11 protein-coding genes and 1 pseudogene are annotated in these 18321 nt (G+C 65.9%); 3 read left to right on the plus strand and 9 right to left on the minus strand.

What is annotated here, in order from left to right:
- Nucleotide 1 precedes the first annotated feature (1 nt).
- Nucleotides 2-982 carry an alpha/beta hydrolase family protein gene (locus tag MHN80_RS22615; protein WP_239403743.1) on the plus strand — a complete coding sequence of 327 codons (981 nt, stop codon included), beginning with the start codon at nucleotides 2-4 and terminating at the stop codon, nucleotides 980-982.
- Here the strand turns inward: MHN80_RS22615 and MHN80_RS22620 are convergent.
- The 8 genes from MHN80_RS22620 to MHN80_RS22650 all read right to left on the minus strand — a co-directional run bounded on the left by MHN80_RS22620 (nucleotide 917) and on the right by MHN80_RS22650 (nucleotide 12825).
- Nucleotides 917-2779 (minus strand): ABC transporter ATP-binding protein, encoded by a 1863-nt coding sequence (locus MHN80_RS22620; protein ID WP_239403744.1) that lies wholly within the window; start codon nucleotides 2777-2779, stop codon nucleotides 917-919. The two genes, MHN80_RS22615 and MHN80_RS22620, sit on opposite strands and share 66 nt — an antisense overlap.
- A 1963-nt stretch (nucleotides 2780-4742) precedes the next feature.
- Nucleotides 4743-5618: a cutinase family protein gene (locus tag MHN80_RS25950; protein ID WP_374206406.1), complete on the minus strand. Its 876-nt coding sequence runs from the start codon at nucleotides 5616-5618 to the stop codon at nucleotides 4743-4745.
- Between the two features lie 356 nt (nucleotides 5619-5974).
- Nucleotides 5975-6643, minus strand: a complete 669-nt coding sequence (locus MHN80_RS22625) for an MspA family porin (RefSeq protein WP_239403745.1) — start codon at nucleotides 6641-6643, stop codon at nucleotides 5975-5977.
- 69 nt (nucleotides 6644-6712) lie between these two features.
- Entirely contained in the window at nucleotides 6713-7354 is a 642-nt protein-coding gene (locus tag MHN80_RS22630) for an MspA family porin (RefSeq protein WP_239403746.1), read from the minus strand.
- A gap of 705 nt (nucleotides 7355-8059) precedes the next feature.
- Complete coding sequence (locus tag MHN80_RS22635) at nucleotides 8060-8728, minus strand: molybdenum cofactor biosynthesis protein B (RefSeq protein WP_004020045.1); 669 nt, start codon at nucleotides 8726-8728, stop codon at nucleotides 8060-8062.
- A 139-nt stretch (nucleotides 8729-8867) separates the two neighbouring features.
- Complete coding sequence (locus tag MHN80_RS22640; protein ID WP_239403747.1) at nucleotides 8868-10385, minus strand: trypsin-like peptidase domain-containing protein; 1518 nt, start codon at nucleotides 10383-10385, stop codon at nucleotides 8868-8870.
- 218 nt (nucleotides 10386-10603) lie between these two features.
- The gene (locus MHN80_RS22645; protein WP_033203686.1) at nucleotides 10604-12139 is read right to left on the minus strand and encodes a HAMP domain-containing sensor histidine kinase; all 1536 of its coding nucleotides are present in this window, start codon (nucleotides 12137-12139) and stop codon (nucleotides 10604-10606) included.
- Nucleotides 12139-12825 carry a response regulator transcription factor gene (locus MHN80_RS22650; protein WP_004020048.1) on the minus strand — a complete coding sequence of 229 codons (687 nt, stop codon included), beginning with the start codon at nucleotides 12823-12825 and terminating at the stop codon, nucleotides 12139-12141. The genes MHN80_RS22645 and MHN80_RS22650 overlap by 1 nt, the downstream gene beginning before the upstream one ends.
- A gap of 240 nt (nucleotides 12826-13065) precedes the next feature.
- On the opposite strand from MHN80_RS22650, the gene MHN80_RS22655 reads away from it, so the two are divergent.
- Both MHN80_RS22655 and MHN80_RS22660 read left to right on the plus strand, forming a co-directional pair.
- Nucleotides 13066-17181: a bifunctional nitrate reductase/sulfite reductase flavoprotein subunit alpha gene (locus tag MHN80_RS22655; protein WP_239403753.1), complete on the plus strand. Its 4116-nt coding sequence runs from the start codon at nucleotides 13066-13068 to the stop codon at nucleotides 17179-17181.
- Between the two features lie 344 nt (nucleotides 17182-17525).
- Nucleotides 17526-17834 (plus strand): GIY-YIG nuclease family protein, encoded by a 309-nt coding sequence (locus MHN80_RS22660; RefSeq protein WP_239403749.1) that lies wholly within the window; start codon nucleotides 17526-17528, stop codon nucleotides 17832-17834.
- Between the two features lie 185 nt (nucleotides 17835-18019).
- On the opposite strand, the pseudogene MHN80_RS22665 reads toward MHN80_RS22660, so the two are convergent.
- Nucleotides 18020-18321: pseudogene (locus MHN80_RS22665) on the minus strand (IS110 family transposase); the annotation flags it as partial.

Raw genomic sequence — 18321 nt, forward strand, 5'->3', positions numbered from 1 at the left:
CGTGTACAGCAGTCTGCGCAGGCTCGGGTTGGCGGCAGTCGTCGCCCTCAGCGTCTCGCTCGTCGCCCCGCTGACCGGTGGGGCGAGCGCGGCACCACGACTGGTCGACGCCGGTTCACCCGGCCGTGTCACCGACATCGTGGTGCATTCCGACGCGATGAATCGCGATGTTCCGCTCACGGTGATCAAGCCGGCCGACGAGTCGAAGCCGCGCGGGGTGCTCTACCTGCTCAACGGTGCGGGCGGCGGCGAGGACCGCGCCAACTGGCTGGAGAAGACCGACATCGTCGAGTTCACCCGCAACAAGAATCTGTACGTGGTGATCCCGAACGCCGGACAGTACAGCTACTACACCGACTGGCAGAAGCCCGATCCGGTTCTCGGCGTGCACAAGTGGTCGACCTTCCTGGGCAAGGAGCTGCCCGCGGTCGTCGACGCCACGTACAACACCTCGGGCCGCAACGCCATCGGTGGGATCTCGTCGTCGGCGACGTCGGTGCTGAACCTCGCCATCGAGCACCCTGATCTCTACGAGGCCGTCGGCTCCTACAGCGGCTGCCCGACGACGTCGGATCCGTTCGGACAGGAGTACATCCGCCTCGTCGTGGAGACCCGCGGCGACGGCGACGCCACCAACATGTGGGGCCCCTACGGCGGTTCCGGTTGGCGCGCCCACGATCCGGCGGTCAACGCCGCCAAACTCCGCGGCCAGAAGCTCTACATCAGCAATGCCGGTGGTCTGCCCGGGCAGTACGACAATCCCCGGTACGTGAAGGATCTGGACACCCTCGCCGACCAGGTCGTCGTCGGTGGCGTGATCGAGGGCGCCACCCTCGGATGCACCGTCCAGCTCCTCAACCGTCTCGGTGAGCTGAACATCCCGGCGACCGTGGATCTCCCGCCGACCGGCACCCACTCATGGCTGTACTGGCAGGACCAGCTGCACCGTTCGTGGTCGTTCTACGAACGCGCCCTCGGATAGCCCCCGCCTCGCTCGCCGCGGCCCCATCGGCCCGGCAGCGAGGAAACGACCGTCGCGCAACTCGACTCGCCGGTCGGCGAGCTCGAGAACGCGCGGGTCATGGCTGATGAGAAGCGTGGTCCGGGTGGACGCGATCTCCGCGAGTGGCCGGAGGATCTCGCCGACGCTCTCGTCGTCGAGACCGGTGGTCGGTTCGTCGAGGACGAGCACCGGCCGGTTCCGCAGGACCGTGCGCGCCAGCGCGATTCGCTGTCGCTGACCGCCGGACAGGTTCTCCCCTCGCTCGACGACCTCGGCGTCGAAGCCGCCACTCATTGTCCAGATGAACTCGGCTGCACCCGCGGTCTTCGCGGCCGCGATGATGTCGGCCGCTGTGGCGGTCTCGAGACCGAAGCGGATGTTCTCGACGATCGTGCCGCGCATCAGGGCCGGTTGCTGGTGCAGCACCGACAGGTGCGCCCGTAACCCGGCCGCGTCGAGGTCGCGAATGTCGGTGCCGTTCAACCGGATCGTGCCCGCATCGGGGTCGTACAGGCGCAACAGCAAATAGGTCAGGGTGCTCTTGCCCGCGCCGCTCGGACCCGTGATCGCCAGCGTCTCACCCGCGCGGATCTCCAGGTGGGCGTCCTCGAGAACCTGAGACCTGCTGTCCGGGTACGCGAACGACACGCCGGTCAGTGACAAGGTCGCGGGGCCGGAGTCCGCGACCACGGAGCCGGCAGGGGCCCGGGCGGCGACACTCGGTTCGGTGGGGCCGGGATCGACGAGGTGCTCGTCGGCAGCACCCATCGGCGCATCGAGGACCTGGGCCACCCGTTCGGCACTCGCGGTCGCGGACGTGATCTCGACGACCAGACCGCCCAGCGTCTGGATCTGCGGGTAGAGGTAGCCGAGATAGCCGGTCAGGGCGATCAGTGTGCCCAATTGCGCCTCGCCCCGGGAGATCTGCCAAGCCCCGAACGCGATGACGGCGATCATGCACAGCACCTCCACGACCGTCACGGCCTCGGTGAAGGCGGCGTCGGCCCGTAGCTCCGACATCCGGGCATCCCGCCACCGGCGGCTCTGGTCGGCGACCCGGCGCCGGTGACGCGCTGTCTGATTGTCGGCCTGCAAGGCCACCATGGAGCCGATGCCCTCGGCGACAAGCGAACTGATCTGCCCGGCCGCCTCCCGTTCCCGACGCGAGGCGCGTTTCACCGCGGTCCCGAATCGACGGGCGATCAGCCACAGCAGCGGCGCGAGGATCGCCGCGATGAGCGCCAGCTGCCAGTTCGTCACGAACGCCGCGAGCCCGTAGACGAGCACGCTCACCGCCGCGACGACGCCGGCGACCACTCCCGACGACAACAGACTGTCGACCGCCTCGACGTCACCAGTGTTGCGCGACACCAGGTCTCCACCTCCGAATCGGCTCCGCGCATGCGGTGCGAGCCGCTGGGTGTGCGCATACGACTGATCGCGGAGGCGCAGCAGGACCGTCTCGGTGACGCTTCCGGTGAGCATCGCGCCGGCGTACGACGACCCCGCGCCGAGCACCGACACCCCGACCCAGATCGTCATCGGTGTCCAGAGCGCACCGAGGTCCCCGGACACGAGCACTTCGTCGACGATGTGGCCGAACAGGGCGACGGTGACGACCGTGGTGCCCACCTGCACGAGGTGGCAGAACACCGCGATCGCGAGTTGCCACCGTAGACCGGCGAGCAGCGGAGCGAACCGACGGACGGTGGCCGGCACGGACAACGCCGCCGGCCCGGTGTCGAAACCCGGCCCCGGTGGCGCCGACTCCGTCACGACTCGATCGTCGGCCGCTCTCGATTCGGTTGCAGTGCACACTTGTCTTCTCGCTCCTCGCCGGCGGGACGGGACCGCCGCGACCGACACTACGACCGATGACCATTGAAAAACCATGCGACAAGGCCGGTTACAGGAGACTCACAGCGACACCGCAGCGACCGGACAACAAACACGTGGGGTGAGGAAGTGAATCAGCCGAGGCTGAACCTTGCCGTTGAGCACCACGACACCGCTGAGGCAGCTTCGGCGGAGCAGCGGCTGACATCGGGTTCATAGATGACGAGCAGGGTCGATCTAGCGAAGAACCGCTGCAGGTCGCCTGGTTACTCGATCGCGGCTTTGTGGCAACGTGTCGCGAAGTCGGCGGCGGTGGTGACCTAAGCGCGGTAGCCGACGTGGACCGTGGCGTGCGCGAGACCGACGGCGAGGTGGGTTGCCGGTCCCTAGCGTCCTGAGTCATCTATTCGTGCGCAAGTAGTGGGCGATGGAGTCGAGGACTCGTTGTCGAGCCAGTCGAGAGTCGCCGGGGTAGCACAGGCACTCAAACCGCAGCCTGCCGGCCAAGCGGCGAAGCTCGGTCCTGAGCCGCGGTCGCTAGGAGGTGTTCGAACATCTGGGTCATAGTCAAACTTCCGCCGCCGGCGATCTGCAACACCGACGGCAACGCGTCGGCGTTTGCCTCGAGGCTGAGCACGGCAAGGTGGCCGCGCAGTTCCCCATTAGATCTAGGTCTAGACCGCGGTCTGGCACTGCGGCTCGGGTGTGGTGGTGGACACGGCAACCGAGTCCTGATTTGTACGGCGCGCTCATAGAAAGCCAGATCATTACCAGTCCGGTATCTGCGGCCAGAGAACCAACGACGCTGTCTTCGGTTAGTTTGTAGCGCAACGCGTGTGCCGCCTTCAGAGCTCCCTTCCGGGCGGGATGCGTTCTGAGCGACTATGAGGTGTGTCGCCAATGGCCGAGGCGGCGATCGCAGGCTGGTCCGGAGCGAAGACGTGGCCGTAGTCGCGAATCTGGGCGCCGGCCTCGGTGCGGCGAGGCGGTGGCGGGTGACAACGGTCCCGAGGGAGTGACGATGTCGATGTGGTTGTCGCCGAACTTTCGGACACCGTCACCTCGCCCATCGTCAGCTCCCGCGGCACCGTGCAACTGGTTGCCGCGCCAGGCGATGAGTGCTAGTCGAGACTCCGCTCAGGTTCGCTAACCAGCGCCGAGATGAGGCGGCGGGCGGGCGGTGAGGATGATCCTGCCGCACGCGACGACACTGCGCCGATCGCCGAGATCGGTCACCCAGATCGTCATCTGGGTCCACAGCGCGCTCAGATCGCCATTCACGAGCACGTCGTCGCGAAAACCGCATCAGCAACGACAGCGTTACCGCCCTGCACGAGATGACAGATAACGGCGAGCGTGAGACGCCACCGCAAACCCACGAGGAGTCCGAAACGTCAGATGGTCGCCGGTACGGTTAGATTCAACGAAGAAGTGCCCGTCAGAGCTCTCTGGCCGGTCTCGCACTGGTTGCTGTACTCAACTCTCTCAACGCCGGGTTGGCATCGTGAGTTCGAGATAAGGCCACGAAGCACGGCAGCGGTTGGCGAATTCGTTGAATCGGACCCCGGAGCTACGCGATAGTCGGTACGGCAGCCCTCTAGGTTCGCCTTTGACGCCTCTTTGGGATTAGCATGCACGTATTACTGCGCCGACAGATCAGACGAATCACAGAATTGCGATCACTTAGATAAGCCGATTAGACCCGGAGTCCGAGTCATCGCTCGACGAGCGCATTCGAACCAGATGTCGAGTTCGTATCGCCACCGAGGCTTACGCACTTAACCAATGCCGCCAAAATTGGCAATGCACTTAGATTCCCACTAATTTTCTGAAGCAGAAAGATAAACGGCGGATAGAGTCTGCCCAACTAATGTGACGTCATTCTGGACGTGCGAGAAATCAGTTACCGCCCGAACGGATCCTTACAGTCCGGATTCGAATAACATGCAGGATCACCCAGAAGATAGCCAGACGCATTTCTCAAAGCAGACGAACGCATATAACTGCCATGTACGCCCAAGAAATGTCCTGGGTAAATTGTCAAGGGATTAGAGTCGCAAACCGGATCGAGCCAGTTGCACACAGACACCACACGGAGTCCGTCACCCGGGCGAGCCGGCCTACGGATAGGGGCCTTGATGCTCCCCGATACGGCGGGGAATGCCTGACCGATCCCTTGGTGGAAGCCGATTCCAAAGCCTGTGCCGTATGTTGCACCGTACTGGTCTGCCGAGCTTCGATCTCCATCCGCAATTAGGAGCGCCGCGATGATTCCCCATCTTTCAAGTTGCTCGTTGCCATATTTCTGGATGATCCTATGGACTACCATGGCGCCCTGCGAGTATCCAACGAGGACGCCTCCGTAACCCTGTTCGCTTTCCTGGCAGCGCGGATCGGTTCCGAAGGCTTCCAGTTCTGCAGACAGATTCGCGACACCCTCGTCTAGACCTTTAAAGTACGTGCGGTCTCCCCATAACACCCGAGGGACGTAGGTAAATGCGTCATGGGCCGGATAGTCAATCGCATGCAATTTCACAGGCGCAATCATTGAATAAGTCGACCTAAACTGTTGAAAGGCGGCATGCACATTCGGACCAACGCCGCCGTTGCCCGTCGCCGACTCTCCGGAGCCGCGGACTCCGAAAACCAAGATGTTACCTTCGCAATCGCCGCCAAATGTCGCCGCTCGTGCATGCCCTGGCGCCGCACACAGACTCGCCATAACGAGCAGAATTGCAATAATTGACACCCTGCAAGATAAAGACCGACTCGGTTTCATTCCCCCAGTATCGCAGCCGACATTGGAGAATTCTTAATAATTCCTGTCCCCCGAACGATCCAATCTCAAGTCACTGCGAGCCTCAGTTCGTCAGTCTGCACACAGAGCTCGGATCCAAAGACGGCCGGGTGGGCCCGGTCCTCCAGAGTCAGTTCAGTCCGCGGGAGCATGCGCAGCGACTGACAAAATACCCGTGCCAGCTAGCAGACATCACTTGGCTCATCGAGGGTTTCATTAGGCAATTTTCTATCCGAAACTCACGGCCGCTGTTTTCGCAACCGAGGTGTTTGCCAAAAAATGCTGCAGGGCGGGAATCCGTCCGGATTCCCGCCCCGCGGCGTGGAGAGAAGGGCCGATCAGCCGATGCTGAACGGCTTGCCGTAGAGGGTCACGACGCCCTTCACGGCATCGGTGCTCACGGTCACCTTGATCTTGGCCTTCGCGGAAGCGTAGCCAGCGCAGCCGTCAAGACCGAACTTCTGCTGGCTGTAGGTCACGCCACCCTTCTGCCCCTTGAAGCTGTAGCTGCTGACGTTGTAGTTCTTGTAGGCGGTGTCGTCGCCCGACGTTTCCTCAATGATCGGGAAGTAGGTTGCCTGGCCCGGTCCGAGCGAGAAGCCCGCTTCAGCGCCGGTGCTGTCGGTGAACGACGGGTCTGAGCCGTCGAAAGGCACTTTAACTCCAGCGCCAGCTCCTGCGTCGGCCCCGAAGTTAACCTGGCAACCGACGAGGTACCCCGCGTTGACCGACCCGCCTTCCGCCTTGCCGCCAACCGTCACGCGAACCTTGCCCGACAGCCAGACTTCACGGCTCGTAGCGACGTTCGTGACCGCACGCTGAACGTTGACGTACTCGTCGAACAGCTGAACGGTGACGGGGGTGCCGTCGACCAGGGTCTTGGTGATGGTGCCACCCGGGAGCGGGCCGGCGGTGGCGCCGCCGGCGCCCAGGCTGGTGAGGCCCATCGCGACGGCACCGGTGATACCGGCCGCCGCAACCACGCGACGCGTGATGTTCTTCTTCATGATTCCCCTTCGTGGAATATCAATCTGCTCAGCGCAGATAAGTCAGTGACGCTGGTTTATCTGAGCCGGTCAGTTGAGACTGAAGGGCTGGCCGTACAGGGTGGACTGGATGAGGGTGCCCTCGCCGCTGACCTTGCCGTCATCGGTGCTGTAGCCCTTCGCGCCGATAACCTTCGTGATGGTGCGTGCGGATGCGTATCCACCGCACTGCTGGACACTCACCTCGAACTGAGACAGCTGGATGGCGGCTGCGCCGTTGTCCGACAGGTCCTTGTCCGTGACATCCACGAGCGCGACCTGGCCGGGCTTCAAGGGGATGCTCAGCGAACCGCTGCCGGTGAGGCTCTCGAGCCCGATGGAGGCCCCGAGGCTTCCCTCCAGACCGGTGATGTCGATCTGGCAACCAACGAGCAGCTTCACTGCGAGATTGCCGCCGACGCCGGCGCTGGCCTTGGTCTGGTAGACACCCGACAGGACCGCAGAGCGGCCGGCGCCGTTGTTGGCAACCGAAGGAGCCGGAAGCGCGAACTCACCGGTACGCCAGGTCTGAATCGACTCACCATCGATGCCGGTTGCGTTCTTGTACCCGTTGGCCAGCTTTCCGGCTACCGCATCACCGGCACCCATGCCGGCCAGGCCCACGACCGCGGCCGAGGCGATCGCGACCGCGCCCGCGGCGCGGCGCAGCCCAAGCTTGCTGAACTTGCTCATTCGTTCCCTCTCACAGGATTCGGCTGTTACCCCGCGGAATGCACTCACACCCGCAAGTCATGACCCACGACGTTCGATGGGCTTCCACACAGTTACCACCAAGCCAGCTCTTACGCATGTCTTAGCTGTCGTTAAGAATCCATCGAATTCCTGGTCACTGCTGCGTTGTCACTCGCGACAGATCGCAGGACTACCCCCGGTCCCCGACTCTGGGGACCGGCGTGTCGTCGAGCCGAACGTTATCGGAGGGGTCTCAAGTGGGGCAACAGGAGGACTCGAGCGTGTCACGAACAGGCCACGCACCATCGTGAATACCGAATTCGCCAGCGATCGAAAGTCGAAAGTTAACGACAGGAAAACACCCTGCTGTGCCCGCGTGCGAGCGCGCCCCGCTCACCCGTGATGAGGCGGTCGTTGCGCCTCGAACCAATCCTTAGAATGCCCTGTGTGATGTTCGTCACTCTCGTCTGAAGTCAGTTCAGGGAAGTCGTCCCCGAACACCGAGTCGAGGCGACGACGCCGCGCAGCTCGGTGCTGCGCGGCGTCATCATCGCTGCTCATCGCGGATTTCTCCGGGTCTGTGGGATCGTGTGCCACCGGGTCAGAGGTCCAATCGAGAGGCGGTCATCACCCTGTTAACCAGGTGTTTTCTTAGCATTGCTGAACAGATTTCGCAGCCCAGAAACGGTCCGAAGAGCGAACCGCTCAGAACTCGCTGATCGACTCGATCACGTACTTGGCGAGGGGCGCCGCGGTCGCCATCCCGTCACGGACGGCCGCGCGCGAGTTGGCCAGATTCACCACGAGTGTCTGGCCACTGATTCCGACCAGGCCGCGCGAAAGTCCGCCGTCGGTGGCTCCGGCGGCGAGGCCCGAGCTGCGAACGGCCTCCTCGATGCCGCGCAGACGTCGATCCAGGAGGGGTTCGGTGGCCTCCGGCGTCACATCGCGCGCGCCGACACCCACCCCGCCCACCGACACCACGAGGTCCACACCGCCGATCACCGCGGTGTTGAGCGCGTTGCGGATCTCCACCTCGTCGCCCGAGACCACGACAGCGGCGTCCACGTGGAACCCGGCCTCGGCGAGCAACTCGCTCACGAGCGGGCCGAGAAGTCGTTGATCCTCACCGTGGGCCGCTTCGTCGTCGACCACGACGACCAGCGCGCGGCCGATCTCCTCGCCCTGGGGACGATGGGTGGCCTGCTCGTGGCGGGCGACGAATTCACGCGCCGCGGCGTCGGCGGCGACCACGTCCGCGGGATCGACCGGTCCCGGCCCGCCCGCGAGGCGGACGTCCAGCGAGTTCTCGTCGATGTCGTTCTCGGCGGAGACGACGGTGTTACCCGGCTTGCGCGAAGCAGCGTCGGACATGACAGGCCCTTTCTATGGGTGGGACCGTCGAAACGGTCTTTCGTGCTGCGCTGCGCCGCCGCCCTGGGCGGGCGTCGACGCAGCCTCCTCGATGCAGTTGTCCTCGCCGGCGGGGACGGTCCCGCCGACGATCACCGCGTCAGCCGACCTCGAGCGTCCCCAGCTTCACCTGGGCGGTCTTGGTCGCACCGTTGTCCACGTAGGTGACGCTGACCGTGTCGCCCGGGGCGTGCGACCGGACCGCGGCCACGAGCGCGTCCCCGGAGGAGATGACGCGGTCGTCGACCTTGGTGATGACCGCGTCGTCGGGGATGCCCGCGCTGGCGGCCGGGCCGCCGGGCGTCACCGCGGTGACCACGGCACCCGGTGCGTCGGACGCTCCACTCGGCCGTACCGACACCCCGATGTTGGCGTGGGTGGCCTTGCCGGTCGATTCGAGTTCCCGGGCCACCCGGATGGCCTGATCGATCGGGATCGCGAACCCGAGTCCGATGCTGCCACCGGCCTGCTCCTCGCCCCCACCGAGGGTGGCGATGGCGGTGTTGATCCCGATCAGCGCGCCGCGAGCGTTCACGAGTGCGCCGCCGGAGTTGCCGGGGTTGATCGCGGCGTCGGTCTGGATGGCGTCGATGACCGAGGTGGTGTTGGTTCCGGGGTCACGCGACGTCAGCACCGGCCGATTGAGTGCGCTGATGATCCCGGTCGTGACGGTCCCCGCGAGTCCGAGGGGCGAGCCGATCGCGATCACGTCCTGCCCGACGGCGAGATTGTTCGAGTTGCCGACGGTGATCGGTGTCAGGTCGTCGCGGTCGACCTTGATGACCGCGATGTCGGAGATGGGGTCGGCGCCGAGGACACGGGCCTGCGATCGCGAACCGTCGGCGAAGTTGACCGCGACGCGCGATGCCGGGCCGTCGCCGCCGGCGCTGACGACATGATTGTTCGTCATGATGACGCCGTCGTCGCTGAGCACGACCCCCGAGCCGGAGCCCATCGCGCCACCGGAGGCGACCTCGATGGAGACCACCGACGGGGTGACCCGGGCCGCGACCTCTTGGACGGAACCGGCCGGCGCGGCCACCGGGGCCGTGTTGCCATTGCCGGGATCGCCGCCCAGCGGGCCGCTGCTGGTGCTGGAACCGCCGTCGGAATCGGCCAGGTTGTATCCGGCGACACCGCCCGCACCGCCCGCGACCAACGCGAGCACGAGGGCACCCACTCCCAGGGCGACGAGGCGTCCGCCGCCCCCCTTCTTCTTGGTGGGCGCGGCCGACGAGCCGTCCGCGCCCTGGCCCGGCATGCCGGGCTGCGAGCCGAGCTGCGCGCCGTAGGGCGCCGGCCCCGACTGGCCGTACGCGGGACCCGGACCGTAGGGGCCCTGAGGCGGGAACGGACTCGTGCCGGGTCGGCCGTACGACGACGTCGGCGCATTGCTGCCGGGGTAACCGGGCCGGCCGCCCGGTGCGGGGAAGGACCCGGACGGCGGGCCGAACGAACCACCCGGCGATGACGCTTCGTTTCCGGGCGCCGCGTGGTGGGCCCCGGCAGGCCGGCCGCCACCGGGTTGACCGCCACCGTGCTGATCGCCACCGGGTTGACCATCCCCGTGCTGACCGCCCCCGTAGGAACCGTCACCGTGCGAACCGCCAGTCGTCATCTTCGTCTCTTCCTCGTCGGTCCGGCCGTGTGCTCGTGCTCGTCTGTGCAGCCGGTGCTGATCTGTTCCGATGGACGGGCCGGGACCGATTCCTCGGCCGTGTACCCGAACTGCGCCTTCAGTCAACCCTATCGATGACCAGGTCACACCGGGTGCGTACGGAGCCGTTCGCCGTCGCCGGCAGCTGAGTCGTCGGCGCCGATGTCACCGCTTCTCCTCTACTGACGAATCACCTGCGGGGATGGTTCCGCGGCAGTTGCCCGGCCCGGCAGGGTCATCCGGATCAGCGCTCCCCCCAGCGGCGACGTGTCGGCCACGACGGTGCCGCCGTGTCGTTCGACCACCTGACGCACGATCGCCAGTCCCAGGCCCGATCCCGGCATCGACCGCGACTGGGTGGACCGATAGAACCGCTCGAACACGAGACCGCGGTCCTCCTCGGGGATTCCGGGGCCGGCGTCGGCGACGGTGAGCTGCGCACTCGACATCCCGACCTGGGTGAGACCGACACTCACCGTCCGACCCGGCGGGCTCCACTTGGCCGCGTTGTCGAGAACGTTGAGCACTGCGCGCGAGAGGCCGTGCGCCTCGCCGAAGACGAACCACGGCGAGAGATCGACCTCGAATTCGACGTCGTTGCGGCGCCGTCGAACTCGCTCGAGGGCCTGTTCGACGATCTCGGCGACGTCGACCTCCTCGTACACCACCTCGGGGGCGTCCTCGCGTGCGAGATCGACGAGATCGCCCACCAGCGTGGACAACTCCTCGATCTGCGCCACCACGTCGGCCCGCAGGTCGATCATGTCGTCCTCGGGTACGGCTCGGGCGCCCGGTCGGCTCGCCGCGATCAACAGCTCCAGGTTGGTCCGCAAGGAGGTCAGGGGGGTTCGCAGTTCGTGGCCGGCGTCGGCGACGAGACGCGCCTGCCGGTCCCGTGATTCGTCGAGGGCGCGCAGCATCGCATTGAAACTCGCGGTGAGCTTGGCCAATTCGTCGTTGCCCGTGACCGGGATGGGTGTGAGGTCGTTGGTTCGGGCGACGCGCTCCACAGCCCGGTTGAGCCGGGCCACCGGCCGGAGTCCGGCACGCGCCACCGTCGTCCCGGCCAAGGCGGCCAGCGCGACGCCGCCGCAGCCGACCACGAACAGCACCCAGGCCAGACGTTTGAGCACCCGGTCGGTCTGGATCAGGCTCTGCGCGAGCACGAGGGTGTTGCCGTCGTCGAGTTTGCGCGTCAGGACTCGCTGGTTTCGCGTGGTGCGCAGGCTCTGCTGCGTCGAGCCGGGCACCGACGGCGATCGGACGATGCCACGCTCGACGTCGTCGAAGGGCACCTGGCCGATCAGATACGTCTCACCGCCGGGCGTCACCAGCGCGATCGAGATGTTGGTGGAGAACACCGTGCCCGCCACCAGTTGTTCGGGCTGCGTGCGCAGCACCCCCGCTCGGGCGAGCGCAGCCATCCCGTCGGCGCGACTCTCGAGCTGCTGGTCGACGTCGTTGTACATCGCGCGGTACACGACGAAATACGCGGCGGCCGCCATCAGGCTCACCGAGACCAGGACGACGGTCGCAGACAGGATCGTCACCCGGGTCCGCAGTGACACCGCGCGCATCAGCGGCATCGGCGCGCGCATCTCCTTCTCGTCGGATCCGTCACCGGCGCTGTGCCCCGTGATCGCCCGGGTGACCCGGTCGCGGAGGAGATCCCGCGTCCTCGGACGTGACGCGGGGTTCGACGACTTCCCCATCACTAGGGCGGCGTCTCCCGGAGTACATATCCGACGCCGCGCACGGTGTGGATCAGTCGTGGCTCACCGTCGGCCTCGGTCTTGCGCCGCAGATACCCGACATAGACCTCGAGGGCGTTGCCCGACGTCGGGAAGTCGTATCCCCACACCTCTTCGAGGATGCGACTGCGCGACAACACCCGGCGCGGGTTGGCCATCAGCATCTCGAGCAGGGCGAACTCGGTGCGGGTCAGGCTGATCGGACGCTCGCCGCGGGTGACGTCACGGGTGACGGGGTCGAGCGAGAGATCGGCGAAGGTGAGGGTTTCCGAGTCCGCGTCGTCGTCGGGTGACGCACGACGCAGCAACGCCCGCAACCGGGCGAGGAGTTCTTCGAGCGCGAACGGTTTCGGCAGGTAGTCATCGGCTCCGGCGTCGAGGCCCGACACCCGCTCGGACACCGAGTCACGGGCGGTCAGGACCAGGATGGGGAGGTCGTCACCGGCGGAACGGAGTCGGCGACACACCTCGAGACCGTCGAGACGGGGCATCATGACATCGAGGATGACCACGTCGGGCCGGTCGGCCAGGATCTTCTCGAGTGCCTCGATGCCGTCGCCGGCGGTCTCGACGCTGTAGCCGTTGAAGGTGAGCGACCGTCGCAACGACTCCCGGACGGCCCGATCGTCATCGACCACGAGGATGCGCATGGATACAGTCTTATCCACCCCGGCTGAGATCCGGCTGAGCAACGCCGAAACCCGCTCGTTCGAGTGACGGTCTCGTCGCTCACCTGCGGTTCTCGCACCCTTTCACATCCGGGACCGAGTCCTGTGAGGTCAAGTTGATGGATGCGTAACGCCGGGCTTCGGGTCGCGAAACATCGACCTCCGACGCTGGAACCCGTGACCGTCCCTGCCCCGACTCGTTCTGTCGTGTCCCGATCGGTGATGTCGCTGTGCGCCTACTGCGGCGTCGGCTGCGGCATGGAGATGAAACTCGACGACGACTCCGACCGGGTCACCAAGACGATCGGACGATCCGATCATCCGACCAATTTCGGCCGCCTGTGCACCAAGGGGTCGACGACCGCGGACATGCTCTCGGCCGGCGGACGCCTGTCGACTCCCCTCGTGCGGGACGATCGCGGCGGTCAGCTCCGGCCCGCCGAACTCGACGACGTCATCACCGACACGGCTCGCCGGCTTCGCACCGTGATCGACGAGCACGGACCCGACGCGGTGGCGCTGTACGTCTCGGGCCAGATGTCGCTCGAGGCGCAGTACCTGGCGAACAAACTGGCCAAGGGGTTCTTGCGCACCAACCAGATCGAGTCGAACTCGCGGCTCTGCATGGCCAGCGCCGGGACCGGGTACAAGTTGTCACTCGGCTCGGACGGGCCGCCCGGGTCGTATCAGGACTTCGACCACGCCGACGTCTTCCTCGTCATCGGCGCCAACATGGCCGACTGTCACCCGATCCTGTTCCTGCGCATGATGGACCGCGTCAAAGCCGGAGCCAAGCTGATCGTCGTCGACCCGCGACGCACGGCGACCGCCGACAAAGCCGATCTGTTCCTGCAGATCCGGTCTGGGACCGACCTCGCCTTCCTCAACGGTCTGCTCCATCTGCTCATCGAGAACGGCCACACCGACTCCGAGTTCATCGAGTCCTTCACCGACGGCTTCGACCAGATCCCCGAGTTCGCCGCCCAGTACCCGCCGGAGGTCGTCGAATCGATCACCGGGATACCGGCAGCCGACCTGCGGGCGGCCGCCGATCTCATCGGGAACGCAGCCAACTGGATGAGCTGCTGGACCATGGGTCTCAACCAGTCCACCCACGGGACGTGGAACACCAACGCGCTCATCAACCTCCACCTCGCCAGCGGTGCCATCTGCCGACTCGGCAGCGGACCGTTCTCGCTGACCGGGCAGCCGAATGCCATGGGCGGCCGCGAGATGGGTTACATGGGTCCGGGCCTGCCCGGCCAGCGCTCGGTGGTGTCCGCGGCGGATCGCGACTTCGTCGAGGACATCTGGGGTGTCCCGGCCGGGACGCTACGCACCGACGTCGGTGGCGGCACCATCGACATGTTCCAGCGCATGGCCGACGGTGAAATCAAGGCGTGCTGGATCATCTGCACCAATCCCGTTGCCTCGGTGGGCAACCGGAAGACCGTCATCGAGGGACTCGAACGCGCCGAGCTCGTGATCACCCAGGACACCTTTGTCGAGACGGAGACCAACCAGTATGCAGATGTCGTTCTACCCGCGACGCTGTGGTCGGAATCGACTGGTGTGATGGTCAATTCCGAACGCAACCTCACCCTCTTCGAGCCTGCGCTCACCGCACCCGGACAGGCGATCCCGGATTGGGAGATCATCGCGGGTATCGCCACCGAGATGGGTTATGGCGACGCGTTCGCCTATTCGAGTGCCGAAGAGGTGTTCGAGGAGATCAAGCGGTTCGCGAACCCGAACACCGGGTACGACCTGCGTGGGGTGACCTACGACCGACTCCGCCGGACTCCGATGCAGTGGCCGTGTCCACCGGTCTCCGACAACGCCGCCGACCCGGCCGACACCGGTGCCCGCAACCCGATCCGGTATCTCAACGACGGTCGCAGCCAAACCCTGCACCGCCTCGACGACGGGTCGACGCCGCGGCTGGCCTTTGCCACCCCGACCCGCCGCGCGCAGTTCTTCGCCCGCCCGCACCTCGACGCGGCCGAGATGCCCGACGACGACTATCCGTTCCTGCTCAACACGGGCCGGTTGCCGCATCAGTGGCACACCATGACCAAGACCGGACGGGTGGCCAAGCTGAACAAACTGAATCCGGAGCCTTTCGTCGAGATCCACCCGGACGATGCCGACCGGCTGAGCATCACAGCCGCGGACAAGGTCGAGGTCGCGTCCCGGCGGGGCCGGGCGGTGTTGCCCGCACGGATCTCCGACCGCGTCCGGCCCGGCAACTGCTTCGTGCCGTTCCATTGGAACGACGTCTTCGGCGAGCACCTCGCGATCAACGCGGTCACGTCCGACGCGGTGGACCCGCTCTCGCAGCAGCCGGAGCTGAAGGTGTGCGCGGTGACCTTGATCCGGGTGCCGGCTGCGCGTGGAGACGCCGACGACGCGCCGGTCGTCGCCGCCGGGTCGACGAGACTGACCGACGCACTGGGGGTGTCCGACGTTGCGCCGCCCTCGATGACGCCGGCCGAACGCCTCTATCTGGCCGGATTGGCGGCCGGGGTGGGTGCATCTCCCGCGGGCAGTCCGGTCCTTCCGGCCGATGCACCACTGGGTGCCGAGCTGCGCGTCTGGGTGTCGGGCGTGCTCGCGGGCCTGTACTCCCGGGGCACCGTGGCGCCTGATACGGGTGCAGCCCAGGGAGATTCGTCGTCGACGGTGCCGGACACCGACACCGTGACCGTGCTGTGGGCATCGCAGATGGGCAACGCCGAGGATCTCGCCGTGGAAACGGCCGAACGGGTGAAGGCCAGTGGTCTGCGAGTGGATGCCCGATCCATGGACGACGTCGAGGTCGGCGAATTGAAGGGCACCGCCCTGTTCGTCACCTCGACCACCGGAGACGGCGACCCACCGGACAACGGCACATCCTTCTGGGATGCCCTGAACTCCGACGACGCTCCCGACCTGACCGGGGTCGACTACGCGGTGCTGGCGCTCGGCGACTCCAATTACGACGACTTCTGCGGACACGGACGCAATCTCGACACCCGCATCGGCGAACTGGGTGGACGCCGCCTGCTCGATCGTGTCGACTGCGAACCCGACTTCGAGGAGACGGCCGGCGGCTGGTTGACCGAGGTCATCCGGGCGATCAGCATGTCGAACCGGGCGCCCACCTCCGGGGTCGACGACGACCGGGTGACCGTGGTCAGCGAACCGGCCGACTCCGCGGCGGCACCGTCGGTGCGATCCGCGCCGGCCTACTCGCGCAAGAAGCCCCTGCTCACCTCGCTCGTGCGAAACGTCAGACTCAACTCCGTCGGGTCGCGGAAAGACGTGCGGAACTTCGGCTTTCATCTCCCCGCCGACACCCTGTCCTATCAGGCCGGTGACGCGCTGGGGGTGTGGCCACGCAACGACCCCGCACTCGTCGGCGAATTCCTCGAGCGCACCGGTCTCGACGCCGGCGCGTCGGTGACCGTGGCCGGCGAGAACCTGCCCCTGCACGACGCCTTGCGGGAGCGGATCGAGTTCGCCCGTGTGACACCCGATCTCGTCCGCTTCATCGCCGAACGAGCCGGCTCCGCCGACCTCAAGACCCTGATCGCCGCCGGGAACAAGCAGCAGTTCACCGAGTGGGCGTGGGGACGTCAGTCGGTGGACATCCTGGCCGATCACCCCGTCGCCGCCGACGTCGAGGAGTGGATGCAGGTCCTCAAACCGATGGTGCCGCGTTCGTATTCGATCTCCTCGAGCCCCGTGGAAAGTCCCGACGAAGTCCAGCTGACGGTGTCGGCGGTGCGCTACAACCTGTTCGGGACACCCCGGGGCGGCGTCTGCTCGACCTTCCTCGCCGACCGCGCCGACGACGAGATCGGTGTCTTCGTGACGACGACCAGTCACTTCCGTCCGCCGGCCGATCCCGACACCCCGATGATCATGATCGGTCCCGGTACCGGCATCGCCCCGTTCCGCGGGTTTCTGCGCGAACGCGAGGCGTTGGGGCACAACGGGAAGAACTGGTTGTTCTTCGGCGAGCAGTACTCGGCCACCGACTTCTACTATCGCGACGAGCTGACGGCGATGCTCGGTGACGGAGTGTTGACCCGCCTCGACGTCGCCTTCTCACGCGACCAGGACCGCAAGATCTACGTGCAGGACCGGATGCGCGAGCACGGCGAGGAGCTCTACCAGTGGTTGCACGACGGCGCCCACGTGTACGTCTGCGGGGACGCGACGAAGATGGCCAAGGACGTCGACGCAACACTGAAAGGCATTGTCGCGCAGCACGGTCGCCGATCCCCCGCGAGTGCGGAGTCCTACGTCAAGGCACTCGCCGCCGACAAGCGGTACGTGCGGGACGTGTACTGATTTCCCATGCCCCCTGAGGTGCGAGGAGCGCTAGCGACGAGCCACGAAGGGCGCCGCCCTCTGCTCCCTGAGGAGCGAGCTTGCGAGCGTCACGAAGGGTTCTCGCAACCACACCCACAACCTCCCACCGCTCCCTGCGCAATGCCCGACAGCCGCAACTCCTACCGCTCCCTGAGGAGGCCTGGAGCCTGCGGAGGGCCGTCACGAAGGGTCCTCGCAACCACACGATCCGAACTGACAACATTTTCATCCGGCGGTGTGTACAGCATCGATGAAGCGACTCGTCCATACACAGAGCTGTATGCATGCCGTCATTGGTTCACATGTGCCCCGAGGATGGGCGGATGGCATGGGTCTATCTACTCGAGTGCGCCGACAGCTTGTTCTACGTCGGGAGCACGCGCGATCTTGACAAGCGACTGCAACAGCACAGTTCCGCGCAAGTCGGGTTCACATCCCGACGACGCCCGGTGAAGCTCATGTGGGCGGCTGAACTAGAGTTGCAGGACGCTTACGCGATCGAGCGACGCATCCACGGGTGGTCACGTGCGAAGAAGCGTGCCCTGATCGACGGAGACGTCGAACTCCTTCGTCAACTCTCGAGTCGCGCCATGGGGAGCATCTCGGTGAGCAGTCGCCAAGACCCTTCGTGACGCTCGCAAGCTCGCTCCTCAGCTCAGGGAGCAGCATGAGACGCTCGCAAGCTCTGTTCCTCCTCAGTACCTGTGGCCTGGCGGCCGTCGTGGATCACGAAGTAATCGCGTGCGAGTGCCGAATTTTTCTGCTCCCTGAGGTGCGAGCGAAGCGAGCCTCGAAGACATCCCAGGGGTGCATGGTGTCAAGCGGCGAGGGTGGTGCGGTGGTTCCAGGCGGTGTGTTCGTTGTAGGGGGTGCGGTGGGTGAGGCAGCCGTGGAGGATGCCGATGAGCCGGTTGGCGACTGCACGCAGTGCCTGGCTGTGGGACTTCTTCTGGTCGCGGAGGCTGTCGTAGTAGGAGCGGGCGCCAGGACTGCCGGTCAGGGCGCTTTGCGCCATCCGTAGGGCGGCGTCGTTGAGTCGGGTGTTGCGGATATGGCGGGCCAACACGACGTGTCCTTTGCCCGAGGCGATGGTGCGTGGTGAGGTGCCGGCGTAGTTTC

It is taken from the genome of Gordonia sp. McavH-238-E, assembly GCF_022348225.1.
GTDB lineage: Bacteria > Actinomycetota > Actinomycetes > Mycobacteriales > Mycobacteriaceae > Gordonia > Gordonia terrae.